The sequence below is a fragment of the Hymenobacter terricola genome (assembly GCF_017921975.2).
Lineage (GTDB): Bacteria > Bacteroidota > Bacteroidia > Cytophagales > Hymenobacteraceae > Hymenobacter > Hymenobacter terricola.
The window spans coordinates 82,727-104,295 of record NZ_JAGEMO020000001.1; the positions used below are offsets into that span (position 1 = coordinate 82,727).

At 66.0% G+C, this 21,569-nt stretch carries 11 protein-coding genes; 4 read left to right on the forward strand and 7 right to left on the reverse strand.

The window, feature by feature from the left end:
- Positions 1–141: 141 nt before the first annotated feature.
- Both J4G38_RS00260 and J4G38_RS00265 read left to right on the forward strand, forming a co-directional pair.
- Positions 142–2,088: a histidine kinase gene (locus tag J4G38_RS00260; RefSeq protein WP_210514097.1), complete on the forward strand. Its 1,947-nt coding sequence runs from the start codon at positions 142–144 to the stop codon at positions 2,086–2,088.
- 65 nt (positions 2,089–2,153) lie between these two features.
- Positions 2,154–2,774 carry a response regulator gene (locus tag J4G38_RS00265; RefSeq protein WP_210514099.1) on the forward strand — a complete coding sequence of 207 codons (621 nt, stop codon included), beginning with the start codon at positions 2,154–2,156 and terminating at the stop codon, positions 2,772–2,774.
- A 42-nt stretch (positions 2,775–2,816) separates the two neighbouring features.
- On the opposite strand, the gene J4G38_RS00270 is transcribed toward J4G38_RS00265, so the two are convergent.
- From J4G38_RS00270 to J4G38_RS00285, 4 genes are all read right to left on the reverse strand, one after another.
- Positions 2,817–3,848, reverse strand: coding sequence for a M28 family peptidase (locus J4G38_RS00270; RefSeq protein ID WP_210514101.1), 1,032 nt, complete (start codon positions 3,846–3,848; stop codon positions 2,817–2,819).
- 108 nt (positions 3,849–3,956) lie between these two features.
- Positions 3,957–5,501, reverse strand: a complete 1,545-nt coding sequence (gene cysS / locus J4G38_RS00275) for a cysteine--tRNA ligase (RefSeq protein WP_210514103.1) — start codon at positions 5,499–5,501, stop codon at positions 3,957–3,959.
- A gap of 103 nt (positions 5,502–5,604) precedes the next feature.
- Positions 5,605–5,964, reverse strand: coding sequence for a four helix bundle protein (locus J4G38_RS00280; RefSeq protein WP_210514824.1), 360 nt, complete (start codon positions 5,962–5,964; stop codon positions 5,605–5,607).
- Between the two features lie 80 nt (positions 5,965–6,044).
- Positions 6,045–7,238 (reverse strand): endonuclease/exonuclease/phosphatase family protein, encoded by a 1,194-nt coding sequence (locus tag J4G38_RS00285; protein ID WP_210514104.1) that lies wholly within the window; start codon positions 7,236–7,238, stop codon positions 6,045–6,047.
- A gap of 207 nt (positions 7,239–7,445) precedes the next feature.
- Here J4G38_RS00285 and J4G38_RS00290 point away from each other — a divergent pair, with 207 nt between their 5' ends.
- Together J4G38_RS00290 and J4G38_RS00295 are read left to right on the forward strand one after the other, a co-directional pair.
- Positions 7,446–10,982 (forward strand): DUF7948 domain-containing protein, encoded by a 3,537-nt coding sequence (locus tag J4G38_RS00290; protein ID WP_210514106.1) that lies wholly within the window; start codon positions 7,446–7,448, stop codon positions 10,980–10,982.
- Between the two features lie 264 nt (positions 10,983–11,246).
- The gene (locus tag J4G38_RS00295; RefSeq protein ID WP_210514108.1) at positions 11,247–15,308 is read left to right on the forward strand and encodes a DUF7948 domain-containing protein; all 4,062 of its coding nucleotides are present in this window, start codon (positions 11,247–11,249) and stop codon (positions 15,306–15,308) included.
- A gap of 79 nt (positions 15,309–15,387) precedes the next feature.
- Here J4G38_RS00295 and J4G38_RS00300 read toward each other — a convergent pair whose 3' ends face one another.
- From J4G38_RS00300 to J4G38_RS00310, 3 genes are all read right to left on the reverse strand, one after another.
- Entirely contained in the window at positions 15,388–16,656 is a 1,269-nt protein-coding gene (locus J4G38_RS00300) for a lipopolysaccharide biosynthesis protein (protein WP_210514110.1), read from the reverse strand.
- A 61-nt stretch (positions 16,657–16,717) separates the two neighbouring features.
- Entirely contained in the window at positions 16,718–17,983 is a 1,266-nt protein-coding gene (locus tag J4G38_RS00305; RefSeq protein WP_210514112.1) for a glycosyltransferase, read from the reverse strand.
- Between the two features lie 155 nt (positions 17,984–18,138).
- A complete protein-coding gene (locus tag J4G38_RS00310) occupies positions 18,139–21,552 on the reverse strand; it encodes a TonB-dependent receptor (RefSeq protein WP_226163027.1) in 3,414 nt (1,137 codons plus the stop codon).
- Positions 21,553–21,569: the final 17 nt, after the last annotated feature.

A 21,569-nucleotide genomic window follows, 5' to 3' on the forward strand; every position in this document is an offset into this window, starting at 1 on the left:
GCCGGGCTTATGCCAGCCCCGGTAGTGAAGGGAGGTGTTTTGTTGTGCCGTGTTCCCCGGCGAGCCGTGAGGCAGTTAATGGGCTTTCTTACTTTGCTTGTGGCCGTGCTGCTTTGTTGGCGTTTTCCGTTGGGGCGCCCGATGCGTGGGGTTGTGCTGGCGCTGGCTTTGCTGGCCGGGCGGCCCGTTGGGGCGGCGCCGCACCCGGCCGCCACGCAGCGGCGCATCGACAGCTTGCGGGCACTGGTGGCGGCCCGGCCCCAAATCGACAGCCTGCACATCGTCCTGCTCACCAAGCTGGGCGACGCCATTGTGGTGCAGGACGCCCGGGCGGCCGGCCCCACCCGCCGCCTGGCCGTGCGCCTGGCCCAGCAGGTTTCGCACGGCGACCTGCTGGCCGAAACCCTGCTCGACCTGGCCGACTACCACATTGCCCTGGCCGAATACGGCCCGGCCCAGCCGTGGCTGAGCCGCTCCCAGGCCGAGTTTACCCGCCTGCACGACCTGGGCGGGCAGATGCGCTGCCTGGAACGGCGCGGCCGCATGGCCGACCAGCAGGGCCGCTACGCCGGGGCCCTGAGCTACTTCTTTCGGGCCATGGCCATCAGCTCGACCGGCGACCAGCGCCGCTTCCACACCAGCCTGCAAATTGAGGTGGCCAGCATCTACTCGCGCCTGGGCGAGTACCTGCTGGCCCGCGCCCATCTGCTGGCCGCGCTGCAAGTTGCCCGCCACTACGACTACCCCGACCGCCTCAACCTGATTTACGGCGAGCTGGGCGAGCTCAGCCGGCGCCAGCGCTTTTGGGACGAAGCCCGCGGCTACTACGCCCAGAGCCGGGCCGTGAGCCAGCGCCTGGGCGATGCGCCCGACGAGCTGCGCATGGACCTGAACCTGGCCGAAATGAGCGAGCAGCTGGGCGACTCGGCCGCCGCCCAGGCGGCCGGCTACGGCCTGCTGCACCGGGCCGCCGCCGCCCACCAGCCGCTGCTGCAAGCCCGCGCCCAGGCGCTGCTGGCCCGCGCCAGCCTGCACGCCGGCCACCCCGACAGCGCCACCTGGTACGGCACCCAAAGCCTGCGCCTGAGCCAGCAAAGCCGCTCGCTGGAGGGCGCCCGGACCGCCAGCGCCGTGCTGGCCGTGGCCTACGCCCGGCAGCAGGACTTTGCCCACGCCTACCAGACGCAACAGCGCTTCGCGGCCTACGACGACAGCCTCGGCGGGGCCGCCCTGGCGCGCCGCACCACGGCCCTGGAGCTGAACTACGAGCGTCGCCAGCAGCACGCCCAGCTGAAGCTGCTGGGCCAGCAGCAGGAGCTGGAACGCCTGCGCCAGCAGCAGCGCCTCACCCTGCTGGCCGGCCTGGGCCTGCTGCTGGGGCTGAGCGGCGGCGGGCTGTTCTGGCGCTACCGCCGCCGCCAGCAGCGCCGCGAAACCGCCATTCGCACCCGCCTGGCCGCCGACCTGCACGACGACGTGGGCAGCCTGCTCAGCCAGATTTCGCTGCAAAGCAGCCTGCTCCAGGAAGGCCTGGCCGACGGGCCCGGCCAGCGCCGGCAGCTGGGCCAGATTTCGGAGGCCAGCCGCTCGGCCGTGCGCCAGCTCAACGACGTGGTGTGGAGCCTCGACGCCCACAACGACCACCTGCCCGACCTGCTCGACCGCATGCGCGACTACGCCTACGACGTGCTGGGCCCGGCCGGGCTGGAGGTCGAGTTTGCGTTTCCGGCCGCGGTGCCGGCCCAGCGCCTGCCCGTGCTGCTGCGCCGCAACCTCTACCTCATCTACAAGGAAAGCCTGCACAACGTGGTGAAGCACGCCACCGGCGCCACCGGCGTGGCCGTGAGCGTGCGGCTGGAACCCGGCAGCCAGGCCCAGCTGGTGCTGGAAATAGTGGATAACGGCGTCAGCGGCGACGCGGCCCCGGTCCGGCGCACGGGCCACGGGCTGCGCAACATCGGGGCCCGGGCGCAGGCCCTGGGCGGTGCCGCCACCAGCGGCGGCGGGGCCGGCGGCTTCCGCGTGTGCGTGGTGGTGCCGCTGCCCTCGGGCTGGAAAGCATTTGGCCGGAGCAATCCGGACGCCTGAGGCTGCGGGCGACACCGCATCAACATGCGATGCCGCCGTATGTGAGCGCCGGGTAAATTTGCAGCATGAAAATCCGCCTGGCCATCGTCGAAGACCAGCTTGTCATCCGCGAGGCGCTGCACACGTACCTGTGCGCGCAGCCGGAGTTCGAGTGCGTGGCCGTGGCCGGCTCGGTAGAGGAGCTGCTCGAGCTGCTGGCCGCGGGTGGCCTGCTGCCCCGGCTGGTGCTCTCCGACATCGGCCTGCCCGGCGCCACCGGCATCGAGGGCATTGGGCTGATTCGGGAGGTGGCCCCGCAGGCCGAAGTGGTGCTCATCACCGTGTATCAGGACGCCGACCGCACCTTTCAGGCCCTGTGCGCCGGGGCGGTGGGCTACCTGGTGAAGAGCACGCCGCTGCCGGCCATCAAGCAGGCGCTGCTGGACGTGCTGGCGGGCGGGGCGCCCATGTCGCCGGCCATTGCCCGCCACGTCATGCGCTACTTCCGGCCCGCCGCGCCCAGCGCCGTCCTCACCCCGCGCGAGCAGCAAATAGTGGAAGCCCTGGAGCAGGGCCTGAGCTACAAGCTGGTGGCCGACCGCCTCGGCATCAGCCTGAATACCGTGCGCGCCTACATCCGCACGGTGTACGACAAGCTCCAAATCAACTCCAAAGCCGAGCTGCCGGGCCGCAAGCGCCACGCCTGAGCGGGAGGGCCACAAGCCGGGGCCGGCCCGGTGCCCCGCCGCTTAGTCCACGTACAGCGACTGCACCATGGTCTGGCCCACGGCCTTCAGCGTCTTGCGGTCGATGATGCTCATGTTGTCGGTGGTGGCGTGGTGGTAGCTGGGGAAGTAGTCGGTGCCGTAGGTGGGGTGGTCGTAGATATCCAGCGTAGGAATGCCGGCTTTGTTGGTGTAGACGTGGTCGTCGGTGATGCCGCCGGTGTCTTCGTAGCGGAAGAAATCGGAGTAGCCGAGCTGGGCGGCGGTGCTCCAGATTTTATCGAGTGGGCCGCGGGCGTTGGTGCGCGAGGTTTCTTCGCGGGTGAAGCTGCCGCCCTTGGCGCCCACCATATCGAGCAGCACGCCGTATTCGGCCTTGTAGCTGGCGGGCAGCAGGTGGGCGGTCCAGTATTGCGAGCCCAGGCACCAGGAATCGGTGCCGCTGCCGGCCAGCTGGTCCTTGAGCTTTGCCTGCGTGGTGTCGTCGTGGCCCCAGTCCTCGGCGTCGAAAAAGATGAAATCGACGCCCACGTTGGGGGCTAGCGAGTCGGGCTGCTGGCTGAGCACGCGGGCTATTTCCAGGGCCACGGCCACGGCGCTGGCGCCGTCGGAAGCCCCGTCCATGGGGGCATTTTTGTGGGTCTTGTCGTTGTCGGCAAAGGGGCGGGTGTCCCAGTGGCCGAAAATGGCCACCCGGCGGGCCGCCTGCGGCTGGTACTGCGCGATGATGTTGCGGGCGTGGATGTTGGTGCCGTCAAACGTCATGGCGTCGAAGGGCTGCTGCATCACCTTCAGGCCGTAGCTTTTGAGCTTGGCCACCAGCCAGTCGCCGGTGGCGATGTGGGCCTTCGAGTTGGGCACGCGCGGCCCGAACGCCACCTGCCGGGCCGTGAAGGCGTAGGCCGAATCGGCGTTGAACACCGGGGCCTTGGGCAGCTTGGCCTCGGCGGTGGGGGCGCTGGTTTCGGCGGGCTTGCTGGGGCAGCCGGTGAGGAACAGGAGGCCAGCCAGGGCGGCGAGCGGAAGGCGGAGGTTGCGGAGAAGGCGGAAATTCATGCGGCGGGTGATGTGGCGCAGACGGTGAAACCTCACCCCCGGCCCCTCTCCCCCAAAGAGGGGAGCCTGACGATTATGTCGGTTAATTTTAATGCAGTTACGCGGCGGCTACTCCTCGCTGTAGGCCCACTCCACGCCGGCCTTGGTGTCTTTTATCACGATGCCCTGGCTTTTGAGGGCGGCCCGGATAACGTCGACTTTGTCGTAGGCTTTGTCGGCTTTGGCTTCGGAATAGAAGCTCAGGGTGAGGTCCAGCAGCTGCTCGGCGTTGGCGCGGGGCTCGTCGCGCAGGCCCAGCACGTCCTGCACGAAGGTGCGGTAGGTGCCGGCGGCGGCGGCCAGGGCTTCGGGGCCCACTTCGGCCAGCGCGGCAGGGTTGGCCGCCAGCGTGTTGAAGCGTTTCAGCAGGTCGAACAGCGCGGCCATTGCGCGGGGCGTGTTCAGGTCGTCGTTGAGGAATTCGGCGGGCTTGGCGGCCAGTTGCAGCAGCTGCGTGGCTTCGGCTGTCAGCTGTTGGCTATCGGTTGCCGGGCCGTTCTTATTTTCCTCACTACCCACTGACAACGAACCACTAACATCCAGCTTGTCCAGCAGGCGCAGGCCATTCATCAGCTTGCGGTAGCCTTTGCGGGCGGCTTGCAGGGCGTCGTCGCTCACATCAACCGGGCTGCGGTAGTGGGCCTGCATCAAAAAGAAGCGCACCACCATGGGCGAGTAGCCGAAGGCCAGCGGCCCGGTGGGCCCCGTGAACAGGTCGCCGAGCAGCACGAAGTTGCCCAGGCTCTTGCTCATCTTGGTGCCGTTCACGGTTATCATGTTGTTGTGCACCCAGAAGCGGGCCTCGTCGGTGTGGGCGTGGCTGCCCTGGCTCTGGGCGATTTCGCATTCGTGGTGCGGAAACATCAAATCGAGCCCGCCGCCGTGGATGTCGGACAGCTCGCCGAGGTACTTGCGGCTCATGGCCGAGCACTCCAGGTGCCAGCCGGGGAAGCCTTCGCCCCAGGGCGAGGGCCAGCGCATGATGTGCTCGGGCGAGGCTTTTTTCCAGAGCGCGAAATCCAGCGGACTGCGCTTTTCGCTCTGGCCTTCCAGGCCCACGCGGGTGCCGGCCAGCTGGTCCTCAATGCTGCGGTTGGCGAGCTTGCCGTAGCGGCCCTCTTTATCGTGCTGCTCGTTGTAGCCGGGCACGTCGAAATACACCGAGCCGTTCACCTCGTAGGCCAGCCCGTTGGCAATAATTTCTTCAATCACCTGCACCTGCTCGATGATGTGGCCGCTGGCCTGGGGCTCGATGTCGGGCGGCAGGCAGCCGAGGGCCAGCATGTGCTGGCGGTAGCGGTTGGTGAAGTGCTGGGCCACCTGCATGGGCTCGATGCGGGCGGCGCGGGCGGCTTTCTCCATCTTGTCCTCGCCGGTATCGGCGTCGCTTTCGAGGTGGCCCACGTCGGTGATGTTGCGCACGTAGCGCACCTGGTAGCCGAGGTGGCGCAGGTAGCGCGTGAGCACGTCGAACACCACCGGGCCGCGGGCATTGCCGAGGTGGGCCTCGCTGTACACGGTGGGGCCGCACAGGTACACGCCCACCTGGGGCGCGTGCAGGGGCTGGAATTCTTCTTTCTTACGGGTAAGCGTGTTGTAGAGCGAGAGCGACATGAAAATCAGTTAACAGTTATCAGTGAGCAGTTATCAGTTCGTAGTTGTTCGGATGCAAAATAAACAGCACTGATAACTGCTCACTGACAACTATTAACTGATATTAGGCGCGGCCACTTGACCGGAGAATGGAATAAAGGATACGACAAAGTTGCTGACAATCGTCGTGAAGTGATAAGAACAATTTCTCTTCAATGTACCCGGTGGCCTGCAATAGCCGAAGCCAGTAGCCTGTCTCGCGGGCTTCTTTGTAAGCGATGGAAATCTTGCTGGTAAAATCCGCAGTGGAAATGGCACCGGTAGCTTCTTCTGCGTTCGCACCTATTGAAGTTGCGCTACGGACCAATTGCTTGGAAACAATGTATTCGCGTTCATTGGTTTGCAGGTGTCGGTGAAATTTCATCATCCGCACCGCAAAAGCGAATGACTTTTGCAACAGTGGGCCAGCTTCCTGCTTAGACATTTCCATAGCCAAAATTACTCAGTGAGCAGTGAGCAGTTCAAAACTTCAATGCCGATTAACCATTGCTCTCTGTTAACTGCTCACTGCTCACCATTAACTGATAACTGATACAGCCCTTCGACGGGAAAATGGTCGCTCCATTTGATTTCGCGGTGCACGCGGCAGCCCAGCACCTGCCACTGCGGGCCGGCAAACTGCTGGTCGATGCGCAGGCCGGGCAGCTTGCCGTTGTAGGTAGCCCCGAGGCCGAGGCCCACGGTGGCCCAGGCATTCTGGAGATGGTCGGCGAGCTGGTCGTAGGTGTAGGAATAGGGCAGGTCGTTGGTGTCGCCGGCCAGCAGCACGGGGTAGGGCGAGCGGGCCACGCAGGCCAGCACGGTGTCGACCTGGGTGCCCCGCGCCACGGCCCCGCTGCGGAAACGGCGCAGCAGGTTGGGGGCCTTGTCGCGGAGGCCGGCGCGGCTTTCGGTGGCGGTGGCAATGTCGCCGGCATCCATGGCCATGCTTTGAAAGTGCACGTTGAACACCCGAATGGTGTCGGGGCGGCCCGTGCCGGTGCGGGCGGCGGGCCGGGCCAGGTCGGCCCACATGGCGTGGTTCTGCGAGAGCTTGCCGAAGGGAATGGTTTGCTGGCGTACGATGGGAAACCGCGAGAAAATGGCCATCCCAAACTCCGCCCCGATAACGTTGGTGAGGCTGGTGGAAACGAAGCTGTGCCGGCCACTGGCCCGCCCCAGGTACTCGTCGGTCCGGAACACCTTGCTTTCCCGGTCCAAGCCCGTGGGCACGTTGTAGTATTCCTGCAGGCAGAGCACGTCGGCCGGGCTGGCGGCCAGCCAATGGATGAAGGCTTTGGACGAGGCAAAATTCGGGTCGCGCAACGCGGCGTACACGTTGAAGATGCGCACGTTGGCCGAGAGCAGCAGGACGCTTTTGGCAGGAGGGATGAAGAAGGTGGAATGCAGCATTTCTCCGTTCGCCAGCTTCTCCTCCTTCCTGCTTGATTTCTCAGTCAGCGAAGCGTGCAGGGCCAGGCCGCGCTGCACGTGCGGCCACGTCAGGCCCAGGGCCACGATGGGCAGCGCCGCCACCCGCCAGTTGCGCCGCAGCCAGTACAGCGCCAGCAGCACCGTGCACAGCAGCGCTACCGGCGTGGTGAGGGCCCCAAACTGCACGGGCCAGAACGCCCGCACCGGCACCTGCTCGCAGGCAATGGCCAGCAGGAGCCAGACCAGGGTGAGCAGGGTAAGTTTGAAGGCGAAAGAGCGGCGCACGGCACAAGCAACGGAGGCCACAAAGGTAGCGGCGGCAGAAATAGCCCGGCGCTTTTATAAAATGGCCGGCCGCCCCGGCGCAATCCCCGCCAAGCCTTGCACGAAATTTGCAGTTCCGCCGTTTCGGCAAAACCACGCCGCCGCGGCTGGTTGCGGCGCGGCTTTTCCTGGTTCCCATTCCCACCCGTTTCTGCCTCTGGCGCTTGTATGCCTCTACTTTTCCGCACTGTCGGCCGTCGGTTTCTGGCCCTGCTTCCTTTGCTTGCCCTGCTGGCTCCGGCCCGGCCGGCGTGCGCCGCCGGCGGCGAGCCCAACACGCCCAGCCTGGAGTTCATCCAGAACAAGGGCCAGTGGGATAGCCGCGTGCGCTACGAGGCCGCGCTGCCGGCCGGCCGGCTCTTCGTGCTGCCCAACGCCCTCACCTACTCCTTTCTGGACCCGGCTTTTTTGCAAAGCCACCACCACGGCGCGGTTACCGGCCAGCCCGCCCCGGCCGCGGCGGCCGGCATCGCGGCCCACGCCTACACCGTGCATTTTGAGAAAGCCAGCGCCCGCGTTCGTCTCACGGCCGAGACGCCCACGGCCGGCGAGTACAACTATTTCATTGGCAACGATGCCAAGCGCTGGGCCAGCCACGTGGGCGGCTTCCGGCGGCTGCGCTACGAGGAGCTGTGGCCCGGCATCGCCCTCACGCTGTACGAAAACGCGGGCCAGCACCTCGAATACGACGTGCTGCTGGCGCCCCGCGCCAACCCCGCCCGCGTGGCCCTGCGCTACGACGGCGCCACCACCCTGGCCCTGAGCGCGGCCGGCAGCCTCATCATCACCACTACGGTGGGCACCACCACTGAGCTGGCCCCGCAGGCCTGGCAAACCAATGCCAGTGGCCAGCGCAAAGCCGTGGCCTGCCGCTACGTGCTCACGGGCAGCACCGTCACCTTCGCCCTCGGGGCCTACGACAAGACCCGGGCCCTGACCATCGACCCCACCGTGCAGTTTTCCACCCTAACCGGCTCGACGGCCGACAACTGGGGCTTCACGGCCACTTATGACAACGCGGGCAATATGTATTCGGGCGGCATCGTGTTCGACACCGGGGGCTCGTACCCGGCCACCACGGGGGCTTTCCGCACCAGCTTCAGCAGCGTGGAGGACATGGCGTTTATCAAGTACAACACCAGCGTGAGCGGGCCGGCGGCGCGGGTGTGGGCCACCTACCTGGGCGGCAACAGCGCCGACTTCCCGCACAGCCTGGTGGTGAATAACCAGAACGAGCTGGTGATTCTCGGCAGCACGTCGTCAACAAATTACCCGACCTCGGCCACGGCTTTGCAGCGCAGCTTTGGGGGCGGCACCCCGCTCGACCCCTTTCGGGCCGGGCGCGCGCCCTACGACATGCCCAACGGCTCCGACCTGGTGGTAACCCGCCTCAGCGCCGACGGCAGCGCCCTGCTGGCCAGCACCTACCTGGGCGGGGCGCGCAACGACGGCGTGCTGTCCTCGGCAACCATTGTTGGCAACTACGGCGATGCCTTCCGCAGCGATGTGCTGCTCGACGGCGCCGGCAACGTGTACGTGGCCTCGAACACCAGCTCGACCAATTTCCCGGGCCTGGCCCAGGGCTTCAACGCCAGCTACCGCGGGGGCGTCTCCGACGCGCTGGTGTGCAAGCTGCCCCCGGCGCTGAGCGCGGTGACGTGGGCCGGCCTGCTGGGCGGCACCGACGCCGACGCGGCGTACTCGCTGCAACGCGATGCCCAGGGCCGGGTGTACGTGTGCGGCGCTTCGATTCAGCTTGCTTTAAACCAGCCCAATAACTTCCCGACCACCGCCGGGGCCTACCACACCAGCTTCCAGGGCGGGGGAATTGATGGGTTCGCGGCCCGCATCAGCGCCGATGGCCGGACGCTGGAGCGCTCCACTTTCATCGGCACCAATAACTACGACCAGGCCCAGTTCCTGCAGCTCGACGCGGGGGGCAATGTGTACCTGTTCGGGCAAACGCTGGGGCAGTTCCCCGTCACGGCCGGCCTGTACAGCGTGGCCAGCGGCAAGCAGTTCATTCAAAAGCTGAACCCGGACCTGACCGCCAGCATTTACAGCACCACGTTTGGCAGCAGCGTGAGCCAGAGCGGCCCCAACATTGTGCCCACAGCCTTTCTGGTCGATGACTGCGAGCGGGTGTACATCAGCGGCTGGGGCGGAACCGACAACGACGGCTACCTCGGGGGCAGCACCACCGGCCTGCCCACCACCCCCAATGCCGTGCAGCGCACCACCGACGGCTCGGATTTCTACCTGGCTGAGTTTGCGGCCGGCATGACGGGGCTGGAATACGCCACGTACTTCGGAGAGCAGGGCGGCGGCGGCGAGCACGTCGACGGCGGCACCTCGCGCTTCGACAAGCGCGGGGTGGTGTACCAGGCGGTGTGCGCCAGCTGCCGGGGCACGCAGGGCTTCCCGCTGCCGCCCGGCGCGGGCAGCTACACCGTGCACAACGGCAGCTCGAACTGCAACAACGGCGCGTTCAAAATGACCTTCGACGTGATAACGGCCGACCCCGGCCCGCGCCGCTTCGTGTGCGCAGACGGGGGCACCGTGAGCCTGGGCGGGACCCCAACGGGCGGCGTGTGGGCCGGGCCGGGCGTGCAGGCCGTGGCGGGCGGCGGCTACCGCTTTGTGCCCTCGCTGGTGGGGCCGGGGCAGTACATCATCAATTACACGGTGACTACCACCGGCATTTGCCAGAGCACGCGGCCCGTGCGCTACGTGGTGGCGCCGCCAATTGTGCCGGTGCTGGCGCCGGTGCCGCCGCAGTGCACCACCATGCCCAGCGTGGCGCTCACGGCCACGCCGGCGGGCGGCACGTTCAGCGGGCCGGGCGTGTCGGGCAGCCGCTTCGACCCGGCCACGGCGGGCGCGGGCACCCACACCCTCACTTATTCCGTGGCCGACTCGCTGGGCTGCGGCGTCACTACTCAGCAGGTGCTGGTGACCCGGCCGCCCACCGTCACGCCCGGCCGCGACACCACCCTGTGCGCCGACCTGCGGCAGCCGTTTCAGCTACTCGGGTACGCACCGGCCGGTGGCATCTGGAGCGGCACGGGTGTATCGACCGGCGGCTTTTTCACGCCCCCGAACACCAACAACCGGGGCGGCGTGTTCCCGCTCGCCTACACCGTGACGCAGGGCCCCTGCCAGGCCACGGCCACCCGCACGGTGGTGCTGGCCCCCACCTCCACCCAAAACGTGGACCTGAACCTGCCCGTGTGCGAAGCGGCCCCGGAGTACGCCGGCCTTGCGCCCTTCGACTGCCCGCTGACGCCCGTGCTGCTGGCCCCGCACGCCACCTACAGCTGGGATTTTGGCGATGGCAGCCCCCTCAGCACCGAGGCCACGCCCACCCACCGCTACCTCGAAGCCGGCACCTACAACATCCACCTCACGGCCCGCTACGGCAACTGCGAGGTGCTCACCGGGTTTGCGCCCGTGGTGGTGGGCGACGTGTTTGTGCCGAACATCATCACCCCCAACGACGACAACCAGAACCAGACGTTCCGGCCCCGCTTCAGCTGCCGGCCGGCGTCACTGGAAGTGTTTTCGCGCTGGGGCCAGCGGGTGTACCAGACCGACGACTACCACAACAACTGGGACGCCAACGGCCTGGCCAGCGGCGTGTACTACTACCTGCTGCGCGACGCCGATGGCCGCCGCGCCAAGGGCTGGGTGGAGGTGCGACGATAAAGGGCAGTGAGCAGTGAGCAGTGAGCAGTGAGCAGTGAGCAGTGAGCAGTGAGCAGTGAGCATAAGAACGTCATGCAGAGCGCAGCGAAGCATCTCGCGTGCTCAAGTAAACCAATCGATTGAGTTAGTACCACACGCGAGATGCTTCGGCTGCGCTGCGCTCCGCTCAGCATGACGTTTCTTTTGCTCACTGCTCACTGCTAACCGCCAATACAACGTCTTTATCTTTACTGGAACCCGCCCATCCTTTCCCATTATTCTTACATGAAACTACCGCTACCTTTTGCCGCTGCCGCATTCCTGATTTCCCTCGCTTCCCAGGCTTTTGGCCAGGCGGGCGAGCATGCCGGGCCGGCCAGCCACACCCTCGAATTCATTGAGAACAAGGGCCAGTGGGACGAGCACGCCCGCTACATGGCCCCCCTGCCCGGCGGCCGCCTCTTTGCCGAAGCCGATGGGCTGACGTTTGCGCTGCTGGCCAGCGGCGGCCCGGTCCACCCCGGGCTCCAGAAGTCGGCTCAGGGCACCAAGCCGGCAGCCGACAGCGTGGTGCACGGCCACGCGCTGAAGCTGCACTTTGAGGGCGCCGGCCCGGCCACCGTCACCGCCGAAACGCCCACGGCCGAGCACCGCAGCTATTTCCTGGGCGCCGATGCCCGGCACTGGGCCAGCGACGTGCGCAGCTTTCGCGAGCTGCACTACGCCGGGCTATGGCCCGGCGTGGCGGCGCGGGTGTACGAAAGCGCCGACCAGCACCTGGAGTACGATTTTGAGCTGGCGCCGGGGGCCCGGCCGGCCGTCATTGCCCTGCGCCACGACGGCGCCGACGGCCTGAAGCTGGACGCCGCCGGCAACCTGCTGGTGAAAACCAGCGTGGGCACCATCACCGAGCGCGCCCCCCAGGCCTGGCAAACCGATGCCACCGGCCAGCGCCGCGCCGTGCCGTGCCGCTACGTGCTGGCCGGCCAGGTAACGCACTTCGCCCTGGGAAAATACGACCCCGCCCGCCCGCTGACCATCGACCCGGTGGTAGTGTTTTCGACCTACTCCGGCTCGACGGCCGACAACTGGGGCTTCACGGCCACTTATGACGCGCAGGGCAACCTGTACTCGGGCGGCATTGCCTTCGGCACGGGCTACCCGACGACGGCCGGGGCGTTCCAGACCTTGTTTTCGGCGCTCATCGACATTGCCATTATCAAGTACAACACGGCGGCTACGGGGCCGGCGGCGCGGCTGTGGGCCACCTACCTGGGCGGCAACAGCGCCGATTACCCGCACAGTCTGGTGGTGAATAACCAGGGCGAGCTGTTGATACTGGGCTCGTCGGGGTCGACGGGAGTGGCGGGCTCGGCCACCAGCTACCCCACTACCACCGGGGCGCTGCAACGCACTTTCGCGGGGGGCACTTCCACGGCACCGTTCGGCTACAGCTACTCGCCCTACAACTCGCCCAACGGCTCGGACCTCATCATCACCCGCCTCAATGCCAACGGCACGGCGCTGCTGGGCTCCACTTACCTGGGCGGCTCCGGCAACGACGGGCTGCTGCCGCTCAACGTCAGCAATAGTCCCTTCAGCGCCACGCCGCAGCTGGCTCACAACTACGGCGACCCGTTCCGGGGCGACATCATCGTGGACGCGGCCGACAACGTGTACATCGCCTCGCACACCACCTCCAGCAATTTTCCCATGGCGCGGGGCTTCAGCAGCGTCTACCACGGCGGTACTTCCGACGGCGTGGTGTGTAAGCTCACGCCCAATCTCTCGGCCCTCACCTGGGGCAGCTACCTGGGCGGTTCCGGGGCCGACGCAGCCTATTCCATTCAGCTGGAGCCCATTACCGGCGACGTGTATGTGGCCGGCGGCACCCTCAGCCCCAACTTCCCGGTGACGGCGGGGGCCTACCGGCCCGCCCGGCTTGGCGATGTAGATGGCTTCGCGGCCCGCATCGCGGCCGGCGGCACCAGCCTGCTGCGGGCCACCTACGTGGGCACCACCGACTACGACCAAGCGTATTTCCTGCAATTGGGCACCGATGGCGGCGTGTATTTGCTGGGCCAGACGCTGGGAAATTTCCCGGTCACGCCCGGCCTCTACAACACGCCCAACGGCACCCAATTCATTCAGAAACTCGATGCGAACCTGGGCCTGAGCCAGCTCTCAATGGTATTTGGCAGCACGTCACCCTCTAACATTGGTTTCATCAGCCTGAATCCCACGGCCTTTCTGGTCGACCGCTGCGACCGCGTGTACGTGTGCGGCTGGGGCGGCCAGGTGAACAAGCTGGGCGACCCGTACCTCGATGCCAACGGCTACACCACGGGCCTGCCCACCACGCCCGGCGCCGCCCAAACCACCACCGACGGCAGCGATTTTTATCTGGCGCAATTTTCGGCGGGCCTCACGGGCCTCACCTACGGCACGTTCTACGGCAACACCGCCTCCGGCAGCGAAGGCGAGCACGTGGACGGCGGCACCTCGCGCTTCGACCCACGGGGCATTGTGTACCAGGCAGTTTGCTCCTGCTTGTCGTTCACGGGCTTTCCCATTCCGCCGGGCGCCAACACGTATTCCACCACCAACCTCAGCAGCAACTGCAACAACGCGGCCTTCGTGCTCAATTTCCAGCCCAGCATTGCCAACGCGGGCGCCGACCAGGGAGTGTGCGCCACGGCGGGCCCGCAGGCCCTGACGGGTAGCCCGGCGGGGGGCGTCTGGACCGGGCCGGGCGTGACGGGCAGCGTGGCCACCGGCTATTTCTTCACGCCCACGGTGGGGCTGGTGGGCGTGCAAACCCTCACCTACACCGTGGCCAGCACCGGCCTGTGCACCACCACCGGCAGCCGCCGCATCACGGTATCGGTGCCGCCCACGGTTAGCTTCACCCTGCCCCAATCGAACTACTGCCTGCCGGCCCCTGGCACGCCGGCCCTGCCCCTGGTGCCGCTGGCGGGCAGCCCGGTCGGGGGCACGTTTAGCGGACCAGGTGTGAGTGGCAGCGTGGCCCAGGGCTTCTTTTTCTCGCCCAATATTGCTGCTGGTACTTATGTGCTGACCTATACGCTGAACGTGAGCGGCTGCCTGGCAACGGCCACGCAGTCCGTCACGGTCACTACCGTGGCCAATGCCGGGACGGCCCAAACGGTGTGCGCCACAGCCGGGCCGCAGGCCTTGGTGGGCAGCCCGACGGGCGGCGTATGGTCGGGGCCGGGCGTGACGGGCAGCGTGGCCGCCGGGTATTTCTTTACGCCCACGGCGGCGCTGGTGGGCGTGCAAACCCTCACCTACACGGTGGCCAACAACTGCTCGGGCACCCGCCGCGTGACGGTGGCGGTTCCGCCCACGGTCAGCCTCACGATAGCGCAGACCATTTTCTGCCTGCCGGCATCGGGGACTTTGCCGGTGGTGGCGCTGTCGGGCAGTCCGGCGGGCGGCATATTCAGCGGGCCGGGCATCAGCGGCAGCAGCGGGACGGGCTACTTTTTTTCGCCGAATCTGGCGGCCGGCGTCGTGCAGCTCGCGTACACGGTGACTTTGAATGGCTGCACCGCGCAGGCCACGCAAGCCGTTACGCTGCTCAGCACCCCCACGCCTACCCTGGCCCCCGACACCGTGCTGTGCCCCGGCAGTTCCCGGCCGTTTGCGTTGCGCGGCAGCCCGGCGGGCGGCACGTTCAGCGGGCCGGGGGTGAGCGGCAACGCCGCCACGGGCTTCACGTTTACGCCCCCGGCCAGCTTCCCGGCCCCGCTCACGCTCACGTATAGCCTCACCGCAGGCCCCTGCACGGGCACTGCCACGCGGCGCATATCCGTGGCCACTGTGCCACAGCTGGCGCCCACCTGGGCCCCCGTAGCCTGCCCCGAAACCCGGCTGGCGCCCCTCTCGCTGCGCTTTACGCTGGCGGGCTCCGGCCTTCCGGCCACGCCAACGGTGGTATGGGAGTTTGGCGATGGCAGCCAGTCTACTGAACTCAGCCCGACGCACGTTTACACCACGCCCGGCGCCTACCAGCCGTTGGTGCGGGTGCGCTACAACTCGAACCGCTGCGAAACCCAGGCTTCGCTGCCGCTCGTGGACGTAAAGGAGCGGAACGTGCCCAACATCATCACGCCCAACGGCGACGCGCAGAACCAAACCTTTAAGCTGGGCCCCGACTGCCAGCCGCGTATGCAGGTGTTCTCTCGCTGGGGCCAGAAAGTATTCGAATCAGCCGTTTACCACGACGAATGGAACGCCGACGGCCAGCCCGATGGCGTGTACTACTACTTGCTCATTTACCCCGACGGCCACCGCGTAAAAGGCTGGGTGGAAGTGGTGCGGTAGGGACGCTGCGCTTAATGAGGAATGAAACGCCTTCGGCTTAATGAGGAATGAGGAATCCATCTGGCCAATTCCTCATTCCTCATTCCTCATTCCTCATTAAGCGCAGCGCCAGCCAGCGTACGTCGCCCCAGCCGGGCAGCAGGTCGGGCCATTCGGCGCTCATGGCACGGCGGTAGTGCCAGAAGAGGTAGGCCACGCTGGCCGTGTAGGAGGCCGTCATGCCCAACGCGGCACCCACCATGCCTAGGCGCGGCACCAGCAGCAGGCTCACCGGCACGGTTACAACGAGGCCCAGCAGGGCGGCACGGTTGTTCACGCGGTAGCGGGCCGTGCCGCTGAAATACGTGCTGGCCTGCATGCCCGCGCCATTGATGAGAATGCCCGGCGCCAGGGCCAGAATAACGCCGTGCGCCGCCCCAAACTCCGGCCCAAACACGGCCGCCAGCCACGCGGCCGGCACAGCGGCCAGCAGGCCCACCGCGGCAGCCGTGGCCAGGAGCGTGAGCCGGCTGCCGCGCAGGGCCGCGTAGGTCTGGCCGCGCTTGTCGGCGGCATTTACCAGGGCTACGTACTGAATAAGCGCCGTGCTGCGCGGAATCAGCCAGATGGCTTCGGCCAGGGCCACGCCTACCGAGAGGATGCCCAGCGCGCGCGCATCGGCCAGGTACGCCACCGCGTAATAGCCGAAGCGGTAGTTGGCGAAGGACAGCAGGTTGGACAAATGCGCGCCGCGGCTGTGGCGGGCCAGCTCGCGGGCCGCTACCCGGCGCCGGGCGCGGTGGCTGGTCCAGGCATCGGGCAGGCGCAGCAGCAGCCCGGTGCTGATAAGCCAGGGCAGGCCGTAGGCCACGTAATTGGCGTAGTAATAGGCCCGAATATTGAGCCAGTGCATCGCGCCAAAAGCCAGCGCCAGGGCCCCGGCCAGCAGGGCCGCCTGGGCAGTGGTCAGGGCATTATAATCCCACTCGCGCTTGCGGCCCAGCAGCAGAAACAGGTTGATGGACAGCAGCACCTGCACCAGCGTGATGGCCCCCAGGTGCAGCCCGTATTCCGGCGTCACGGGCCGCAGCAGATACACTGCGCCCGCGCCAGCCACGCTCACCATCACGGCCCAGCCGTAGGCTGGCGGCAGCAAGTGCCACACGTTACGCCGGGGCACCAGGTATATCAGCGATGAGCCGCCCACCAGCCCCGCCAGCAGCACCAGCCCCGACATATCGGTAAAAAACAAGCTCACCTGCCCGCGCCCCGCCGCCCCCAGGTACCGCGCCGTGAGCCACACCACCGCAAAGCTCAGCCCCGCCGTGAGGACCCGCGCCGCGAAATGCTGGAAGATGCGCTTTAACATGAGGGAACAAGATTCATCAGCAAAAGAACGTCATGCCGAGCGCAGCCGAGACATGACGTTCCTATTCCAACCTGCCCAGCACCTGCCGGTACACGGCCCCAAACGCCTCCCCTACCGCCGCGGGCGCGCACCGGGCGGCCACATCGGCCCGCAGCCGGGCGGGGTCGAAATGCGCGGTGCCGGCCAGCACGGCCGTTAGGGCGGCTTCCAGTGCGGGTTCATCGTCGGGGGGCACCAGCAGGCCGAAGGTGTTTTCGGGTTGGAATAGCTCGGGCACGCCGCCGGTGCGGGTGGCCACCACCGGGCAGCCGCAGGCCCGCGCCTCCAGCAGCACGCAGCCGAAGGTTTCGGCGCGGCTGAAGGATACCAGGGCCGTGGCGCGGGCCATTTCGGCCGCCACGGCCTCGTGCGGCAGCTTGCCGAGGAAGGCCACGGTGCCATCGGCCAGCAGGCCCAGCGAGGCCGCGTATTCGTGGAGGAAAGCTTCGTCGGGCCCGTAGCCGGCGATGCGCAGCCGCAGGCCAGGCCAGGCGGTGCGCAGCCGCGCCACCACGCGCAGCACGCCCGAAATGTTTTTCACCCCATCCTGATACGCCGAAACGTGCAGCAGCGTGGGCGGGCCCGGTAGGTCACCGGCACCAGTTGCCCTGGCTAACGCTCCCCTGACCGGCCGGTTTTCCGAAGTATTTTCCGGGCTATGCTGTGGCCGAAACAAGTCGGTATCGACCACGTTGGCGATGACGACGGAATTTTTATTGACAAAGCCCAGCGCCGCCATGGCATCGCGCAGCCCGCCCGATACCGTGTGCAGAGCCGCCGCCCGCCGCACCACGGCCCGCGTGAGCACCCGCCGCAGCCCCGAAATCCCCGCCGACCGCAGGGGCAAATACAGCGTCCAGTGCTCGGTGATGATGAACGGGATGCCGCGCACCGCCCGCAGCGCCCACGCAAACAAGCCCGTGCGCAGCAATACATGGACGTGCACTACATCGGGTCGCTGGCCGGCCCAGTACTGCCGCAGCCGCCGGTAGCCGCGCAGCAGGCACCAGAAATACAGCAGCAGCTTCAGCGGCTTGTCGAGCAGGGCCAGGCCGGTGGGCGCGGCGCGGTAGTAGTAGCGCAGCGTGGGCACGGGGCCGGCAAAATCCTCCTCCGCATCCGTCAGGGCCGGCAGCGGGCCGCGCGCCACGGCCGCAAACAGCACCGCCACTTCCGCGCCGCCGTGCGCCGCAATGGCGGCCACGTGCCGGCCCACAAAATCGCCGTCCTGGTCGTCGTAGCGGTTGGGGTACCACTTGGGCAGATGCAAAACGCGGAGCGTTTTCAACGGTTAGCGGTTAATGAGGAGTGGTTAATTGGGGTGTAAAGCTAGGCTTTCGACAACCAGCGGCCCCAAAAACAAAGCCGGCCCTGATTTTCAGGGCCGGCTTGTTGGCATTCGCAGTCAGCCGGAATTAACCGCTAACCGTTAAGCATTCACCACTAAAACGAGTAGCGCAGGCCCAACTGGCCCTGCCAGCGCGAGGCCAGCTGGTCGATGGAGTAGGTGGCCGGCGTGCCGTAGGTGAAGGCCGGGCGGTTGAACGTGTTGGCGTTGTAGGTGCCCGACACCGTGCCCGCGTCGTTGATGTAGCCCACCTGCGAGAGGCCGGTGCCCAGCGTCGAGTTGAAGGTATTGGGCACGAAGTACTGGCGGCCCCAGCTGCTGTTCAGGAAGTTGCCGAAGTTGATGATGTCCAGCGAAATCTGGATGGTGTGGCCTTTGGGCGCGATGCCGGCGGCGTTAGCCTCCAGGTTGCCGAGCTTCACGTCCATCATCAGGCGCACGTCGGCCTGGTTGTTCCAGGGGGTGCGGCCGGCGTTGCGCTCGGCGTACTGGCCGCGGCGGGTTTTCAGGTAGCTGTCGTTGTCCACGAAGCTGTTGAAGGCGGCGTTCTGGCCGGCGTCCAGCGAGTAGGCAGCCGCCGAAGTTGGGCGGCTCACGATGGCAATGTCACCGGCGGTTTTCGGGATGTAGGCCAGCTGCACGTTCTGCTGGCCATTGCCGAAGAAGTTGTTGTTGTACACCCAGGTGTAGGGCGAGCCGCTGGCGTAGGTGAGCACCGAAGTGAGGTAGCCGGTGAAGCGCTGGGCGAAGGCCTTGTGCACGTTCAGCGAGGCCACCACGCGGTGGCGCAGGTCGAAGTTGGAATAGGCCAGGGCGGGGTCGTTCACGTTCAGGGCCGGGTTCAGCTCCCAGTTGCTCTGGGGCGAGTTGCGGATGCCGTTGCTGATGTCTTTGCTCTGGCCGTAGGTGTAGGCCACCGAAGCGTCCACCAGGTTGTTAATCGTTTGGCCCACCGAGCCGGTGAGCTGGTAGCGGTAGCCCTTCTGGGTGTTGGTCAGGAAGAAGGCGTTCGAGAAACTGGAGTTCACCTTGGTGCTGCCGCCGGCCGGGGCCGAGTACACGGGGCTCTGGGTGGGGCCGTTGGCAAGGTAAGTCACGTTGTCGGTCAGGTTGATGTTCTCAAACCGCACGTCCTGCAAGGTCTTGGTATAGAGGCCTTCCACCGAGAAGCGGGTGCCGGTGGGCAGCTTGAAATCGAAGGCCAGCGACGAGCGCCACACCTGCGGCATCTTGAAGTTGTTGTCCACCAGGTTCACTTCGGTGGGGCTGCCCTTCAGGTTGGCGGGGTTGTAGGTGGTGGTGGGCAGCTGCGAATAAATCAGGTTCGGGTTGGTGTTGAGGTAGTATTTGGTGCCCGCACCTGCGCCGCTCTGGATGTTGTTCTGGTCTACCGAGTTGAAATTCACGCCGTTGTTATAATAAGCGTAGCCGAACCAGGCAAACGGCACGCGGCCGGTGAAGATGCCCGAGCCGCCGCGAATCACGAACGACTGGTCGCCCTTCACGTCGTAGTTGAAGCCCAAACGGGGCGAGAACTGCACCTGGCCCAGGTAGTTGTTGTTCAGCTCCGACCACGGCGTGTGCGAGTAGGTCTGGTTCAGGGTTTTCACGTCGTTCTGCGGGTTGTTCACCAGGACCGAATTCAGGGCCGGCTTGGTGGGCAGCGAGGCAATGTCGAAGCGAATGCCGGGCGTGATTTTCAGCCGGTCGGTCACGTTCCACTCGTCCTGCAGGTAGGCGCTGTAGAAGTTGATGTTGAACTGGGCCGAGGGGTTGTTGTAGTTGTAGGCGTAGGAGTTGTCGCCCACCGTGCCGTTGTTGTAGGTGCCGCGGATGCGGTTGGGCCGGTCGTTCAGGAAGTCGTTCACGTTGTTGTACTCGATGCGGCCGTTCCAGGAGTTGATGAAGCCGTAGTCGATGTTGTAGAACTCGTTGTGCGTGCCCAGCGTGAGGGCGTGCGCCCCCACGTAGTACGTGAAGTTGTCGGTGAGCTCAAACGTCTTCTGGCGCTGGTTGAAGATGCTGGCTTCGCGGTCCGAGCCCAGCAGAATCTGGTTCGAGCCCGAGTAGTAGTTCGACGTGCCGGGCGTGCCCATCGTCGTGCCCACGTTGTTAATCTGCACCGACGGGAACAGGTTGGCCTGGCCGCCCAGCAGGTCGCGGTAGTCGTGAATGTTGGTGTAGCCCAGAATCAGGTTGTTGGCAAACTTGCTGCTGAAGTTGCTTTTCACTTCCAGCACCGTCGAGTTCTGCACGTTGTGCTGGGTGAAGTCCTGCGAGCCAAACTTGAACAAGCTGCCCGAGCGCTCCAGGTTGGTGGCTTCCGAGGTGATGAAGTTGTGGCGCAGCGCAATGCTGGTCTTGTCGTTCAGGTTGAAGTCGATACGGCCAAAAATCTTGTTGCTGTTCGCGTGGATGTTGTAGTCGCCGTACTCGCCCACGTTGTAGTTGGCGGTGCCCAGCGAGCCGTCGGCGTTGCGCACCGTGTAGTTATTCAGCTTGCCGGTAATCTGCTGGGCCAGGTCCGTGGTCACGGGCGAGCCGGGCGAGCCGGCGCCGTAGAACTGCGGCTCGGTGCGGCGGGCAATTTCGGCGTTGGTGAAGAAGAACAGCTTGTTCTTGATGAGGGGGCCGCCCAGCCGGAAGCCGGTCTGGTAGTCGTGGTAGGCCGTGCCAATCTTCGATTGGCTGCCGTCGATGCTCTTGCCGGTCACGTTCTGGTTGCGGCCGAAGCCGTACACCGAGCCCGTAAACTCGTTGGTGCCGGAACGCGTCACGGCGTTAATCGAGCCGCCGGTGAAGTTGCCCAGCTTCACATCGTAGGGCGCCACCGACGCCTGGATTTCCTGAATGGCATCGAGTGAAATCGGGTTGGCGCGGGCCGAGCCGCCGGGCAGGCCGCTGCTGCCGCTCTGGCCGCCCAATGAGGGCGAAAAACCAATGGCGTCGTTGTTCACGGCGCCATCCAGGGTAATGTTGTTGTAGCGGAACGAGCTGCCGGCGAAGGAGTTGTTCGAGTTTCGCGGGTCGAGGCGCGTAAAGTCCGTAATGCTGCGCGAGATGGTGGGCAGCTGCTGAATGGCGGCGCTGCCCACGTTGGTGCCGGCGCCGGTTTTGGTGGCCTGGGTGTTGCCCACCACCACTACTTCGTTCAGGGCCTGGGCCTCAGCCGCCAGCACAAAGTTGAGGCGGGTGGTGTTGCCCAGGGTCAGGAATACGTTGCTAACTTTCTGTTCTTTAAAGCCTACATAGGTTACGGTTACTTCGTAGGGGCCGCCGGGGGCCAGGTTCGGGATGGTGAAGCGGCCGTCGGGCTCGGTGCCGGTGCCGCGCTTGGTGCCGGTGGGCAGGTTGGTGGCCACCACGGTCACGCCAATTAGCTCTTCGCCCTTGTCGGAGGTCACTTTGCCACTAAGGGCGGAGGTAGTTACCTGGGCCGAAGCCAGGTGCTGAATCAGCAGAAATAGCAAGCTGAAACAGGTGGCTCGCATTCCAAAAACGTGCTTCATAATGTAAGTGGGATATT

Coding starts and splice junctions, on each gene's coding strand:
- J4G38_RS00260 (WP_210514097.1), top strand. CDS start 142: ATGCGTGGGGTTGTGCTGGCGCTGGCTTTGCTGGCCGGGCGGCCCGTT.
- J4G38_RS00265 (WP_210514099.1), top strand. CDS start 2,154: ATGAAAATCCGCCTGGCCATCGTCGAAGACCAGCTTGTCATCCGCGAG.
- J4G38_RS00270 (WP_210514101.1), bottom strand. CDS start 3,848: ATGAATTTCCGCCTTCTCCGCAACCTCCGCCTTCCGCTCGCCGCCCTG.
- cysS (WP_210514103.1), bottom strand. CDS start 5,501: ATGTCGCTCTCGCTCTACAACACGCTTACCCGTAAGAAAGAAGAATTC.
- J4G38_RS00280 (WP_210514824.1), bottom strand. CDS start 5,964: ATGTCTAAGCAGGAAGCTGGCCCACTGTTGCAAAAGTCATTCGCTTTT.
- J4G38_RS00290 (WP_210514106.1), top strand. CDS start 7,446: ATGCCTCTACTTTTCCGCACTGTCGGCCGTCGGTTTCTGGCCCTGCTT.
- J4G38_RS00295 (WP_210514108.1), top strand. CDS start 11,247: ATGAAACTACCGCTACCTTTTGCCGCTGCCGCATTCCTGATTTCCCTC.
- J4G38_RS00300 (WP_210514110.1), bottom strand. CDS start 16,656: ATGTTAAAGCGCATCTTCCAGCATTTCGCGGCGCGGGTCCTCACGGCG.
- J4G38_RS00310 (WP_226163027.1), bottom strand. CDS start 21,552: ATGAAGCACGTTTTTGGAATGCGAGCCACCTGTTTCAGCTTGCTATTT.